This window comes from Neisseria sp. P0009.S010 (assembly GCF_051958545.1).
Classification (GTDB): domain Bacteria; phylum Pseudomonadota; class Gammaproteobacteria; order Burkholderiales; family Neisseriaceae; genus Neisseria; species Neisseria subflava_A.
This window is the reverse complement of sequence record NZ_JBQCVH010000008.1, coordinates 44,820-57,284: the sequence shown is the minus strand read 5'-3', so window position 1 is coordinate 57,284 and position 12,465 is coordinate 44,820. Positions and strand designations below refer to the sequence as shown.

Genomic DNA, 12,465 nt, shown 5'->3' with positions numbered 1-12,465 from the left:
TTTTAACCACAGGTTAACCACTATGTTTTCCAACTACCTACTCAGCTTGGCAATATGGATACCCATCGCCGCAGGTGTGCTGGTTTTGGCGACCGGTAAAGACAGCCGTGCGCCGCTGGCGCGTGTGCTTGCCTTCATGGGTGCGCTTGCCGGTTTCTTGGTAACGCTGCCCCTGTTTACCGGTTTCGACCGTTTGAGCGGCGGCTATCAGTTTACCGAGTTCCACGAGTGGATTCCGCTTCTGAAAATCAACTACGCATTGGGTGTAGATGGTATTTCAGTGCTCTTTATCATCTTGAATGCGTTTATTACGCTGTTGGTGGTATTGGCCGGTTGGGAAGTCATTCAGAAACGTCCGGCGCAGTATATGGCGGCATTCCTGATGATGTCGGGTTTGATTAACGGCGCGTTTGCTGCGCAGGATGCAATTCTGTTTTATGTGTTCTTCGAGGGTATGCTGATTCCGCTGTACCTGATTATCGGTGTATGGGGCGGCCCGCGCCGCGTCTATGCTTCGGTCAAGCTGTTCCTCTATACGCTGATGGGTTCGCTCTTGATGCTGGTTGCCATGGTTTACCTGTACTATCAAACAGGCAGCTTCTCTATTGTCGATTTCCAAAACATCAAACAGATTCCGTTGGGCGTACAACAGCTTTTGTTTATAGCGTTCTTCCTGTCATTCGCCGTAAAAGTGCCGATGTTCCCTGTGCACACTTGGTTGCCGGATGCCCACGTTGAAGCGCCGACCGGCGGTTCGATGGTGTTGGCGGCAATTACGCTGAAACTGGGTGCGTATGGTTTCTTGCGCTTCATCCTGCCGATTATGCCGGATGCGGCACGCTATTTTGCCCCTGTGATCATCGTATTGAGCCTGATTGCCGTAATTTATATCGGTATGGTGGCTTTGGTGCAAACCGATATGAAAAAACTAGTGGCGTACTCTTCCATCAGTCATATGGGTTTTGTCACTTTGGGCATGTTCCTGTTTGTGAACGGCCAGCTGAATGACTGGGCATTGAAAGGCGCAATCATTCAAATGATTTCCCACGGTTTCGTGTCTGCCGCGATGTTTATGTGTATCGGCGTGATGTACGACCGCCTGCATACCCGCAATATTGCTGACTATGGCGGCGTGGTCAATGTGATGCCTAAGTTTGCGGCGTTTATGATGTTGTTCGGTATGGCCAATGCCGGTCTGCCTGCGACTTCCGGCTTCGTGGGCGAGTTTATGGTGATTATGGGTGCGGTTAAAGTGAATTTCTGGGTAGGCGCGTTGGCTGCTATGACCCTGATTTACGGTGCGTCTTATACCCTGTGGATGTATAAACGCGTTATTTTTGGTGCGATCCACAATCCGCACGTTGCCGAAATGAAAGACATCAATTGCCGCGAATTTGCGATTTTGGCGATTTTGGCGGTTGCTGTTTTGGGCATGGGTCTGTATCCGCAAGCGTTTATCGAAGTGGTGCATCAAGCGGCAAACGATTTGATTGCCCATGTGGCACAAAGCAAGATTTGAGGTGTGTAAATGAACTGGTCTGATTTGAATTTAATGCCCGCCATGCCCGAAATCGTGCTGCTTGCGCTATTGGGTGTCGTATTGCTGGCAGACTTGTGGATTTGCGATAAAAACCGCTATCTGACCCATCTGATGAGTTTGGGAACGGTCATTGTCGTGGCCATTACCCAATTGGCGGTATGGGAGCAGGGCAGTATCGATGCCTTTCACGGTATGTATATTGCAGACGGCATGTCCCGTTTGGCAAAACTGGTACTGTATGCGCTGACGTTTGGTTTGTTTATTTACAGTAAACCGTACAACCAAGACCGCCAAATCTTTAAAGGCGAGTTTTACACCCTGTCGCTGTTTGCCCTGTTGGGTATGAGCGTCATGGTCAGCTCGGCACATTTCTTGACTGCGTATATCGGTTTGGAATTGTTGTCTTTATCGCTATATGCCATGATTGCCCTACGCCGCGATTCCGGTCGTTCTGCCGAGGCCGCGCTGAAATACTTCGTATTGGGCGCGTTGGCCTCCGGTTTGCTACTCTATGGTATTTCTATGGTTTACGGCGCCACCGGTTCTCTTGATTTTGCTTCCGTCTTGGCTTCTGCTTTCAATGAGCAGGCCAACGAGTGGCTGTTGAAATTGGGTATGGTGTTTATTGTAGTTGCCATTGCATTTAAATTGGGTGCGGTTCCATTCCATATGTGGGTGCCCGATGTGTACGATGGTGCGCCGACCTCTGTTACCGCCTTTGTGGGTACGGCTCCGAAAATCGCCGCCGTTGTCTTTGCGTTCCGTATCCTTGTTACTGGCATGGGTACCATACATTCAGACTGGGCGCCGATGTTGGCCATTCTTGCCGTTGCTTCTTTGGTGGTCGGTAACCTTGCCGCCATCATGCAAACCAATATCAAACGTATGCTTGCCTATTCCACTGTATCGCACATGGGCTTTATCCTGTTGGCGTTTATGGCAGGCGCAGTCGGCTTTACTGCAGGTTTGTATTACGCCATTACCTATGCTTTGATGGCGGCAGTCAGCTTCGGTGTTTTGATGGTATTGTCCACCAAAGACATTGAATGTGAAAATATCAAAGACCTCGCAGGCCTTAACCAACGCCATGCATGGTTTGCCTTCCTGATGTTGCTGTCTATGTTCTCCATGGCGGGTATTCCGCCGCTGATGGGTTTTTACGCCAAATTCGGCGTGATTATGGCACTCTTGAAACAAGGCCATGTTTGGTTGTCCGTATTTGCCGTCATCATGTCGCTGATTGGCGCCTTCTACTACCTGCGCGTGGTCAAAGTCATCTACTTCGATGCGCCTGATCATGACCAGCCGGTCGGCAGTAACTATGCCGCTAAATTTGTTCTGACGGTCAATGCCTTCTTGCTGCTCCTGTGGGGTATCATGCCGCAAACCGTTATCGACTGGTGTGCCAAAGCATTGGAAAATACCCTGTAAGCTTCAAACAAAACCAACGGCGGCTGTTCCAAAGCCGCCGTTTTTGTTAGGATTCGCATTCGGATGAAATATACCCAAAGTTCAGACGGCCTCAAGCCTTTGAACAATCATCAAGCAGGTATCATCAAGATATTGAATATTCCACGGATAATGATGGGCAAGAATGCCCATTTAACATGTTAAAATCACATATAGGCCGTCTGAAAACCGAAAGACCATCATGACCGCATCCATGTACATTCTTTTGCTGTTGGCACTTATCTTTGCCAACGCACCATTTATTACCACCAAATTCTTCGGCATCATCGCCCTGAAACGCAAACATATCGGCCATCACTTGATCGAGTTGCTGGCAGGCTTCCTTCTTACCTCGATCCTCGCCTATATCCTCGAATCGCGAGCTGGTGCCGTGCATGCCCAAGATTGGGAGTTTTACGCGACCGTTGTCTGCCTCTACCTGATTTTTGCTTTTCCATGCTTTGTATGGCGTTACTTTTGGAATGAACGGAATAGAGAGTAGGATTTGAATTAGGAAAAGGCCGTCTGAAAGATTTTCAGACGGCCTTTATTTTGTTTGATGTTAAATATCGGTTAGAAAACAAGGCTGTTGGGGCGTAAAGCCTTGTCGTGGTGGCGGTTTAACGGTACTATTCTCGGTTAATCCTGTTTTATTCCTATGAAATTGAAAGTATAAGATGATTAATGATATTCAAAAGACAGCTGAAGGCAAAATGCAGCGTTCTCTGGAAGTATTGAAAGACAATTTGGCTAAAGTGCGTACCGGCCGTGCGCATACCGGCCTGCTCGACCAAGTGGAAGTGGAATACTGGGGCAGCATGGTGCCTGTGAGCCAAGTGGCAAACGTAACGCTTTTGGATGCGCGTACGATCGGTGTGAAACCGTTCGAGAGCAATATGGCTGCAAAAGTCGAGAAAGCGATTCGTGATTCCAACTTGGGCCTGAACCCTGCTTCTGTCGGTGATTTGATCCGTGTTCCAATGCCTATGTTGACTGAGGAACGCCGTAAAGATTTGATCAAAGTAGTACGCGGCGAAGCGGAAGAGGGCCGTGTGTCTATCCGCAATGTGCGCCGTGATGCAAACGACCACATCAAAAAATTGTTGAAAGACAAAGAAATTTCTGAAGATGAAGCCCGCCGAGGCGAGGAAGCGGTTCAGAAGTTGACCGACAAATATATTGCTGAGGCAGACAAGCTCTTGGCTGCCAAAGAAGAAGATTTGATGGCGATTTAATCCTGTGTGCAAACCGTTCAGACGGCCTTTGGACGGTTTGTTCCCTGAAAGGCAGACATGAAAAGCAGTACGCAGACGATTTTGGAACACTCTGCCATCCCCCGACATATTGCCGTGATTATGGACGGCAACGGACGTTGGGCAAAGAAGCGTTTTCTTCCCCGTGTGATGGGGCATAAGCGCGGTTTGGATGCGCTGGAGAACATGGTGAAGCATTGTGCTGAGCTGGGTGTGCAGTATTTGACCGTGTTTGCTTTTTCGACTGAAAACTGGCGACGCCCCGAGGAAGAGGTTTCTTTTCTGATGGGGCTGTTTTTGCAGGCTTTGCAAAAGCAGGTGCGCCGTTTGCACGATAACAATATGCGCTTGAAAGTCATCGGCAGCCGTGAGCGGTTTAATGCTGAAATCCTGAAGGGGATTGAGGCGGCAGAGGCGTTGACGGCAAACAATGCCGGCTTGACTTTGAGCATTGCCGCCGATTATGGCGGCCGCTGGGATATTTTGCAGGCGGCAAATCAGTTGATTGCCGAGGGTGCAACCGAGATTACGGAAGAGGCGTTGTCGCGCTATTTGATGTTGGGCGATGCACCCGAGCCGGATTTGTTTATCCGAACCGGCGGCGAGACGCGCATCAGTAATTTCCTGCTGTGGCAGATGGCGTACGCGGAATTGTATTTTACGGATACGCTGTGGCCTGATTTTAATGAGAAATCGCTGAACGAGGCGATTGTTTCGTTCCAAAAACGGGAGCGCCGCTTCGGGCGGACTTCCGAACAGCTGCCGCTTGAGCAGCAACGGGGTTGAGAATTATGTTGAAACAACGGATTTTAACGGCGCTGTGGCTCTTGCCGCTGATGCTGGTCATGCTGTTTTATGCACCTATGTGGTTGTGGGCGGCGTTTTGTGGCCTGATTGCTATGTTGGTTTTGTGGGAATATGCCCGCATGAGCGGCTTGGACAAGCTGAAAATCAATCATTATTTAGCGTCAACGCTGGTGTTCGGCGTGATTGCCTATGCCGGCGGTTGGCAGCTGCCTGATTTGGTTTGGTGTGTCGTATTGGCGTTTTGGCTGATTGTCATGCCTTGGTGGCTGAAAGCGAAATGGAAGTTAAACGGCGGCTGGCAGGCTTACACTGTCGGTTGGTTGTTGGTGATGCCGTTTTGGTTCGCACTGGTTTACCTGCGCCCTCAGCCTGAAGACGCGCTGTCTTTATTGGCGATTATGGGCTTGGTGTGGGTGGCCGATATTGGCGCGTATTTCTGCGGCAAGTCGTTTGGCAAGCGCAAAATTGCGCCGACCATCAGTCCGGGTAAAAGCTGGGAGGGTGCGATCGGCGGCGCATTGTGCGTTGCCGTGTACATGACCATCGTATGGAAAGCCGGTTGGCTGACTTTTGAAGCCGGTTGGTTCAAAACGATTTTGATCGGCTTGATTCTGACCGTGGTTAGCGTGTGCGGCGATTTGCTGGAAAGCTGGCTCAAACGTGCGGCCGGTATCAAAGACAGCAGCAATCTGTTGCCGGGACACGGCGGCGTGTTCGACCGTGTGGACAGCCTGATTGCCGTTATCAGCATTTATGCCGCTTTCGTATATTTGTTTTAAACCGCCTGTCTCACGTTGTTGAGGGAGCTGATTATGTCCGAACAAAAACAGATTTCATCTTTATCGATTTTGGGCGTATTGTTGGCACTGGGATTGATGGCTGCGGCGTTTATTTTGGGCGTGCAGTTTAAGAATCTGCGCCAACCGGGGACGATTACTGTAAAAGGTTTGGCGGAGAAAAACTTCCAATCCGACAGCGCTACGTGGAATACGGGCGTGAACGCGCACGGCGAGAGCTATCAGGAAGTTTTGGATTTGCTGACGGCAAGACGCAAAAAGCTGTCTAAGTTTTTGGGCGAGCAAGGCTTTACGGCGGCTGAAATGAAAGTGGGCCTGCCTGAAGTGTCGCGCGTTTTCAATGAAACCCGCGACGAACTGGGCAACGTAACCCGCACGCCCAACGGCTACGACGGCGACCTCAATATTGTGGTCAACACCAAAAAACTGGACAAAATCCAGGCCGCCCAGCGCGCCATTTTGAATTTCCGTGCGCAAAACGAATTCATCCGCTTCGACAATCCGCAATATTTGCTGGGCAATTTGGAAACCATCAAACGCGATTTGATCACGCAGGCGACTGAGGATGCGCAGAAACGAGCGGCCGAGTTTGCCAAAACCGGCGGCGGCAAAGTGGGCGCCATGCGTTCTGCTTCGCAAGGCTCGTTCAACATCTATGCCGACACCGGCAGCAGTGAGGACGACGAATACGGCGGTTCTTACGATAAAAGCACCGTCGGCAAACAAGTCCGACTGGTTGTTACCATCGAATACGGCATTGAGTAATTCTTTCAGACGGCCTGTTTAACCGGTAGGCAAAAGGCCGTCTGAAAATTGGAAACGGCAAAGAAATCTATTTCAAACACAATGAATACCGTTTGCACAGCACACAAAGAACACACCATGACACAACAAGTTCTGACCATATTAGGCAGTACCGGCAGCATAGGCGAAAGCACTTTGGACGTTATTTCCCGCCATCCCGAAAAATTCCGCGTGTTCGCGCTGGCAGGGCATAGGCAGGTGGACAAGCTGGCGGCGCAATGCAAACAGTTCCGTCCGGAATATGCCGTTGTCGGCGATGCCGACCATGCGGCCGAGCTGGAAAAGAAACTCAAACAAGAAGGCATCGATACGCAGGTTTTATATGGTGCTCAAGCCCTGATTGATGTGGCTTCGGCCGATGAAGTCAGCGGCGTGATGTGTGCCATTGTCGGCGCGGCCGGTTTGCCGTCGGCTTTGGCCGCCGCTCAAAAGGGCAAAACCATTTATCTGGCCAACAAAGAAACGTTGGTGGTTTCCGGCGCATTGTTCATGGAAACCGCCCGTCAAAACGGCGCCGCCGTCTTGCCGATTGACAGCGAACACAACGCCATCTTCCAAGTATTGCCAAGGGATTACACAGGCCGTCTGAATGAGCACGGTATCAATTCGATTATCCTGACCGCATCGGGCGGCCCGTTCCTTAACACCGATTTAAGTACATTTGACAGCATTACGCCCGAGCAGGCGGTCAAGCATCCGAATTGGAGTATGGGGCGAAAAATTTCCGTTGATTCTGCATCAATGATGAATAAGGGCTTGGAGTTGATTGAGGCGCATTGGCTGTTTAACTGTCCGCCGGAAAAACTGGAAGTCGTCATCCATCCGCAATCCGTGATACACAGCATGGTGCGTTATCGCGATGGTTCGGTATTGGCGCAGTTGGGTAATCCCGATATGCGTACGCCGATTGCTTATTGTTTGGGTCTGCCCGAACGCATCGATTCCGGCGTGGGCGAGTTGGATTTCGGCGCGTTGTCCGCTTTGACCTTCCAAAAGCCTGATTTTGACCGTTTCCCATGTCTGAAACTTGCCTATCAGGCCATGAATGCAGGTGGCGCCGCGCCTTGCGTGTTGAACGCCGCCAACGAAGTTGCCGTGGCCGCTTTCTTGGATAAACGCATCAAGTTTACCGATATTGCCCAAGTCGTTGCCCACTGCCTTGCCCAAGATTTTTCAGACGGCCGTCACGATATCGAAGGCCTGCTGGCGCAAGACGCGCAAACACGCAGACAGGCAGAAGCCTTTATCGGCAAACAATAAAGCTTCAATGACAGGCCGTCTGAAACGCCAACCGCTTGGCATTTAGGCAGACAAAATGGAACAACTGCCTTTATAATCGGTTTTCAGACGGCCTTATCCGTTGATTATCACATTCCACCCAGGGGATTTTTTTTGCAAACCTTTTTAGCCTTTATCGTCGCCATTCTGATTTTGGTCAGCCTGCATGAGTTCGGACACTATATTGTTGCCCGCTGGTGCGGCGTTAAAGTCGTGCGCTTTTCCGTCGGCTTCGGTAAGCCCTTTTTCACCCGAAAACGCGGCGATACCGAGTGGTGTCTTGCCCCGATTCCGCTGGGCGGTTACGTTAAAATGGTCGATACGCGCGAAGGCGAGGTGGCGGAGGCAGATTTGCCGTATGCCTTTGACAAGCAGCATCCGGCCAAGCGCATCGCCATTGTTGCCGCCGGCCCTTTGACCAATTTGATTTTGGCCGTTTTGCTTTACGGTTTGAGCTTTTCCTTCGGCGTAACCGAGTTGCGCCCCTATGTCGGCATGGTCGAGCCTGCCAGTATTGCCGCCAAAGCAGGTTTTCAGGCAGGCGATAAGATTGTATCGGTCAACGGAATCGCCGTAAAAGACTGGAGCGATGCGCAAACCGAGATGGTGTTGAACCTTGAAGCCGGTCCTGTAAAAGTCGCCGTTCAGACGGCCTCAAATGCCCAAGCCGTCCGCATAATTGATGCCGCCGGTACGCCTGAAGCAGGTAAAGTTGCGAAAAACCAAGGCAACATCGGCCTTTTGCCTTTTAGAATTACTAACCGCATCGGCAAAGTCTTGGCTGATAGTCCGGCCGAAAAAGCAGGTTTGAAGGAAAACGACAAACTGCTGACCGCCGATGGGAAGCCCATCGAAAGCTGGCAGGCATGGACGGAACTCTTCCGCGCCAGCCCCGGCAAACGAATCGAACTGACTTACGAGCGCGACGGTAAAATACTGGTGACCGCTATCCGGCCGGACAGCGTCGAGCAGTCGGCAGGCGTGCTGGTGGGTAGAGCAGGGCTTGCTGCCCAGGCGGATAAAGAGTGGGATAAAACCATCCGCTACCGTTATACGCCTTCCGTTGCCCAAGCCTTTGAATTGGGTTGGAACAAAACCGTCAACTATTCGTGGACGACCCTCAAATTTTTTGGAAAACTGGTTACAGGCAATGCCTCTTTGAACCATATTTCCGGCCCCCTGACCATTGCCGATGTCGCCGGACAATCCGCCAAACTCGGATTGCAGAGCTACCTTGAATTTCTGGCCTTGGTCAGCATCAGCTTAGGCGTGTTGAACCTTTTGCCCGTGCCCGTTTTAGACGGAGGACATCTGGTTTTCTATACCGCCGAATGGATACGCGGAAAGCCTTTGAGCGAGCGCATACAGGCAGCCGGCCTGCGCTTCGGACTGGCAGCCATGCTTTTGATGATGGCTGTGGCTTTCTTTAATGACATCAACCGTTTGTTTGGATAATTTATGAAACTGAACCAGATTGCTTCCGCTTTAATGGTATTGAGCCTGTCCCCGCTGGCATTGGCTGACTTTACCATTCAGGACATCCGCGTCGAAGGCCTGCAACGCACCGAGCCAAGTACCGTCTTCAACTACCTACCCGTTAAAGTCGGTGATAATTTCAATGATGCGCGCAGTGAAGAAATCATTAAAAAACTCTACGCAACCGGTTTCTTTGACGACGTACGCGTCGAAACCATGGACAATCAAGTCCTGCTGACCGTGATTGAGCGTCCGACCATCAGCTCGCTCAATATTACCGGCGCGAAAATGCTGCAAAACGATGCCATCAAGAAAAACCTTGAAGCCTTCGGTTTGGCGCAATCCCAATACTTCAACCAAGCAACGCTGAACCAAGCCGTTGCCGGTTTGAAAGAAGAGTATTTGAGCCGCGGCAAACAGTCTGTCCAAATCACGCCGACTGTAACCAAACTCGCCCGCAACCGCGTGTCTATCGATATTGCCATCGAAGAGGGCAAATCTACCAAGATTACCGATATTTCATTTGAAGGCAACGAAGTTTATTCCGACCGCCGTCTGATGAAGCAAATGTCCCTGAGCGAAGGCGGCATGTGGACTTGGATCACTAAGAGCAACCAGTTCAATGAGCAAAAATTTGCTCAGGACATGGAAAAAATCACCAATTACTACCAAAACAACGGCTACTTCAACTTCCGTATTTTGGATACCGATATCCAAACCAACGAAGACAAAACCAAGCAAACCATTAAAGTAACTGTCAGCGAAGGCGACCGCTTCCGCTGGGGCAATGTACGCATCGAAGGCGATACGCTGGAAGTGCCGAAAGAAGATTTGGAAAAACTGCTGACCATGAAGCCGGGCAAATGGTACGAGCGCGCGCAAATGTCCAATTCGCTCGAAGCCATTCAAAACCGCATGGGTCAGGCAGGTTACGCATTCAGCGAAATCAATGTCCAACCTATTCCAAATGCCGAAACGCATACCGTTGATTTTGTACTGACCGTTCAACCGGGCCGCAAAATCTATGTAAACGAAATCAACATTACCGGCAACAACAAAACCCGTGACGAAGTCATCCGCCGCGAGTTGCGCCAAATGGAATCGGCGCCTTACGATTCTGCCAAACTGCAACGTTCTAAAGAGCGCGTTGAGTTGTTGGGCTACTTCGACAACGTTCAATTTGATGCGGCTCCTGTGGCCAATACGCCTGACCAAGTTGACCTGAACATGAGCCTGACCGAACGTTCTACCGGCTCGCTCGACTTGAGCGCAGGTTGGGTTCAGGATACCGGTTTGGTGATGTCTGCCGGCGTGGCTCAAGACAACCTGTTCGGTACGGGTAAATCCGTTGCCCTGCGCGCTTCCCGCAGTAAAACCACAGTAAACGGCTCATTGTCGTTTACCGACCCATATTTCACACCTGACGGCGTAAGCTTGGGCTACGACCTTTACGGCAAGTCTTACGACCCGCGTAAAGCTTCTTCCAGCGCGAAACAATATAAAACCACGACTTTCGGCGGCGGTTTGCGTATCGGTATTCCGGTTACCGAATATGACCGTGTAAACTTCGGTTTGGCCGCAGAGCGTCTGACTGTTAACACCTACAAAGGCGCGCCTAAACGCTATGCCGACTTTATCAATCAATACGGTAAAGGCGACGGCAGTGGCGTGGGTAACTTCAAAGGCTGGTTGTACAAAGGTACCATCGGCTGGGGCCGCAACAAAACCGACAATGCCTTGTGGCCGACCCGCGGTTACCTGACCGGCGTAAACGGCGAAATCGCTTTGCCGGGCAGCGACCTGCAATACTACACCCTGACCCACAACCAAACTTGGTTCTTCCCGTTGAGCAAAGATTTCACGCTGATGCTGGGTGGCGAAGTCGGTTATGGCAACGGCTACGGCAAAACCAAAACAATGCCGTTCTTTGAGAACTTCTACGGCGGCGGTTTAGGCTCCGTCCGCGGCTTTGAAAGCGGTACGCTGGGCCCGAAAGTCTATGACGAATACGGCGAGAAAATCAGCTACGGCGGTAACAAAAAAGCCAACGTTTCCGCAGAGTTGCTCTTCCCGATGCCGGGTATTAAAGATTCGCGTACCGTCCGTCTGAGCCTGTTTGCCGATGCGGGCAGCGTGTGGGACGGCAAAACCTACAACGACAGCAGCAGCAATTCTTATTACACCAACGGCGCGCTCCAAAACGTGTATGGCGTAGGCACAACGCACAAATCGACATTCAAAAACGAATTGCGTTACTCTGCCGGTGCTGCCGTGACCTGGCTCTCTCCGCTGGGTCCGATGAAGTTCAGTTATGCTTATCCGATTAAGAAAAAAGAAGGCGACGAAATCCAACGCTTCCAATTCCAACTCGGTACGACATTCTGATGATGTTTAGGCCGTCTGAAACCGGGTTTGTCCGTTTCAGACGGCCTCATGGCAGATTGGCGGCAAGCTTATTGCAAACCGCCCGTTTGTTTTCAAGCAAGGATTTTTATCATGAGTAAAATAGCCGACACCCTCCGTGTCCTCACCGTAGCCCTGCCGGGTTTCGTGCTGTTGCCGCAAGCGGCGGCGGATGGCGTGCAGAAAATCGGTTTTATCAATACCGAGCGCGTTTATCAGGAATCCAAGCAGGCGCAAAGCATTCAGATGACTTTGGAAAAAGAGTTCAAAAGCCGTCAAACCGCCTTGCAAAAGTTGCAACAGGAAGGCGAGGCTTTGGAGCGAAAACTGAGCGGCGACAAGCTCAGCGACAGCCAAAGGGAAGCGGAAACCCAAAAGTGGCGCAATCTGGTACAGAAATTCCGCAAGCAGCAGGCCGAGTTGGCAGAAGACTACAATCTGCGCCGCAATGAAGAATTCGCCGCGCTCCAGCAAAATGCCAACCGCGTCATCGTCGATTTAGCCAAGCGCGAAGGTTACGACTTCATCTTGCAGGACGTGATTTACGTCAACGGCCGTTACGACATTACCGACAGCGTTATCAAAGCCCTAAATGCTCACTGACTCTGCTCGGCAGCGAATGTGATATACAGACAAACCTAAGGCCGTCTGAAACCCA

At 51.0% G+C, this 12,465-nt stretch carries 11 protein-coding genes; all 11 read left to right on the top strand.

Translation table 11 applies throughout. The annotated features are described in order from the left end of the window. Positions 1-22 precede the first annotated feature (22 nt). The gene (locus ACTHSN_RS09105; protein WP_107792271.1) at positions 23-1,519 is read left to right on the top strand and encodes an NADH-quinone oxidoreductase subunit M; all 1,497 of its coding nucleotides are present in this window, start codon (positions 23-25) and stop codon (positions 1,517-1,519) included. Between the two features lie 9 nt (positions 1,520-1,528). Then, positions 1,529-2,971 carry an NADH-quinone oxidoreductase subunit NuoN gene (nuoN, locus tag ACTHSN_RS09100; protein WP_107792270.1) on the top strand — a complete coding sequence of 481 codons (1,443 nt, stop codon included), beginning with the start codon at positions 1,529-1,531 and terminating at the stop codon, positions 2,969-2,971. A 220-nt stretch (positions 2,972-3,191) separates the two neighbouring features. Continuing rightward, positions 3,192-3,491 (top strand): DUF2818 family protein, encoded by a 300-nt coding sequence (locus tag ACTHSN_RS09095; protein WP_107768626.1) that lies wholly within the window; start codon positions 3,192-3,194, stop codon positions 3,489-3,491. A gap of 175 nt (positions 3,492-3,666) precedes the next feature. Then, on the top strand, positions 3,667-4,224 hold the full coding sequence (gene frr, locus ACTHSN_RS09090; protein ID WP_003686718.1) for a ribosome recycling factor: 558 nt from the start codon (positions 3,667-3,669) through the stop codon (positions 4,222-4,224). Between the two features lie 57 nt (positions 4,225-4,281). Next, the gene (locus ACTHSN_RS09085) at positions 4,282-5,028 is read left to right on the top strand and encodes an isoprenyl transferase (RefSeq protein ID WP_107768627.1); all 747 of its coding nucleotides are present in this window, start codon (positions 4,282-4,284) and stop codon (positions 5,026-5,028) included. 5 nt (positions 5,029-5,033) lie between these two features. Next, a complete protein-coding gene (locus ACTHSN_RS09080; protein WP_070461055.1) occupies positions 5,034-5,828 on the top strand; it encodes a phosphatidate cytidylyltransferase in 795 nt (264 codons plus the stop codon). 33 nt (positions 5,829-5,861) lie between these two features. Continuing rightward, positions 5,862-6,611 carry an SIMPL domain-containing protein gene (locus ACTHSN_RS09075; protein WP_003747899.1) on the top strand — a complete coding sequence of 250 codons (750 nt, stop codon included), beginning with the start codon at positions 5,862-5,864 and terminating at the stop codon, positions 6,609-6,611. 117 nt (positions 6,612-6,728) lie between these two features. Next, positions 6,729-7,910, top strand: a complete 1,182-nt coding sequence (gene ispC / locus ACTHSN_RS09070; protein WP_070461110.1) for a 1-deoxy-D-xylulose-5-phosphate reductoisomerase — start codon at positions 6,729-6,731, stop codon at positions 7,908-7,910. A 132-nt stretch (positions 7,911-8,042) separates the two neighbouring features. Beyond that, positions 8,043-9,383, top strand: coding sequence for an RIP metalloprotease RseP (rseP, locus tag ACTHSN_RS09065; protein ID WP_070461057.1), 1,341 nt, complete (start codon positions 8,043-8,045; stop codon positions 9,381-9,383). Positions 9,384-9,386: 3 nt separating this feature from the next. Then, positions 9,387-11,789, top strand: coding sequence for an outer membrane protein assembly factor BamA (bamA, locus tag ACTHSN_RS09060; protein ID WP_107792269.1), 2,403 nt, complete (start codon positions 9,387-9,389; stop codon positions 11,787-11,789). A 111-nt stretch (positions 11,790-11,900) separates the two neighbouring features. Then, entirely contained in the window at positions 11,901-12,410 is a 510-nt protein-coding gene (locus ACTHSN_RS09055) for an OmpH family outer membrane protein (protein ID WP_070624925.1), read from the top strand. Positions 12,411-12,465 lie beyond the last annotated feature (55 nt).

Excerpts from the sequence above, each read along its gene's own strand:
- nuoN (WP_107792270.1), top strand. The coding sequence starts at position 1,529 with ATGAACTGGTCTGATTTGAATTTAATGCCCGCCATGCCCGAAATCGTG.
- bamA (WP_107792269.1), top strand. The coding sequence starts at position 9,387 with ATGAAACTGAACCAGATTGCTTCCGCTTTAATGGTATTGAGCCTGTCC.
- ispC (WP_070461110.1), top strand. The coding sequence starts at position 6,729 with ATGACACAACAAGTTCTGACCATATTAGGCAGTACCGGCAGCATAGGC.
- ACTHSN_RS09105 (WP_107792271.1), top strand. The coding sequence starts at position 23 with ATGTTTTCCAACTACCTACTCAGCTTGGCAATATGGATACCCATCGCC.
- ACTHSN_RS09095 (WP_107768626.1), top strand. The coding sequence starts at position 3,192 with ATGACCGCATCCATGTACATTCTTTTGCTGTTGGCACTTATCTTTGCC.
- ACTHSN_RS09055 (WP_070624925.1), top strand. The coding sequence starts at position 11,901 with ATGAGTAAAATAGCCGACACCCTCCGTGTCCTCACCGTAGCCCTGCCG.
- ACTHSN_RS09085 (WP_107768627.1), top strand. The coding sequence starts at position 4,282 with ATGAAAAGCAGTACGCAGACGATTTTGGAACACTCTGCCATCCCCCGA.
- frr (WP_003686718.1), top strand. The coding sequence starts at position 3,667 with ATGATTAATGATATTCAAAAGACAGCTGAAGGCAAAATGCAGCGTTCT.
- ACTHSN_RS09075 (WP_003747899.1), top strand. The coding sequence starts at position 5,862 with ATGTCCGAACAAAAACAGATTTCATCTTTATCGATTTTGGGCGTATTG.
- ACTHSN_RS09080 (WP_070461055.1), top strand. The coding sequence starts at position 5,034 with ATGTTGAAACAACGGATTTTAACGGCGCTGTGGCTCTTGCCGCTGATG.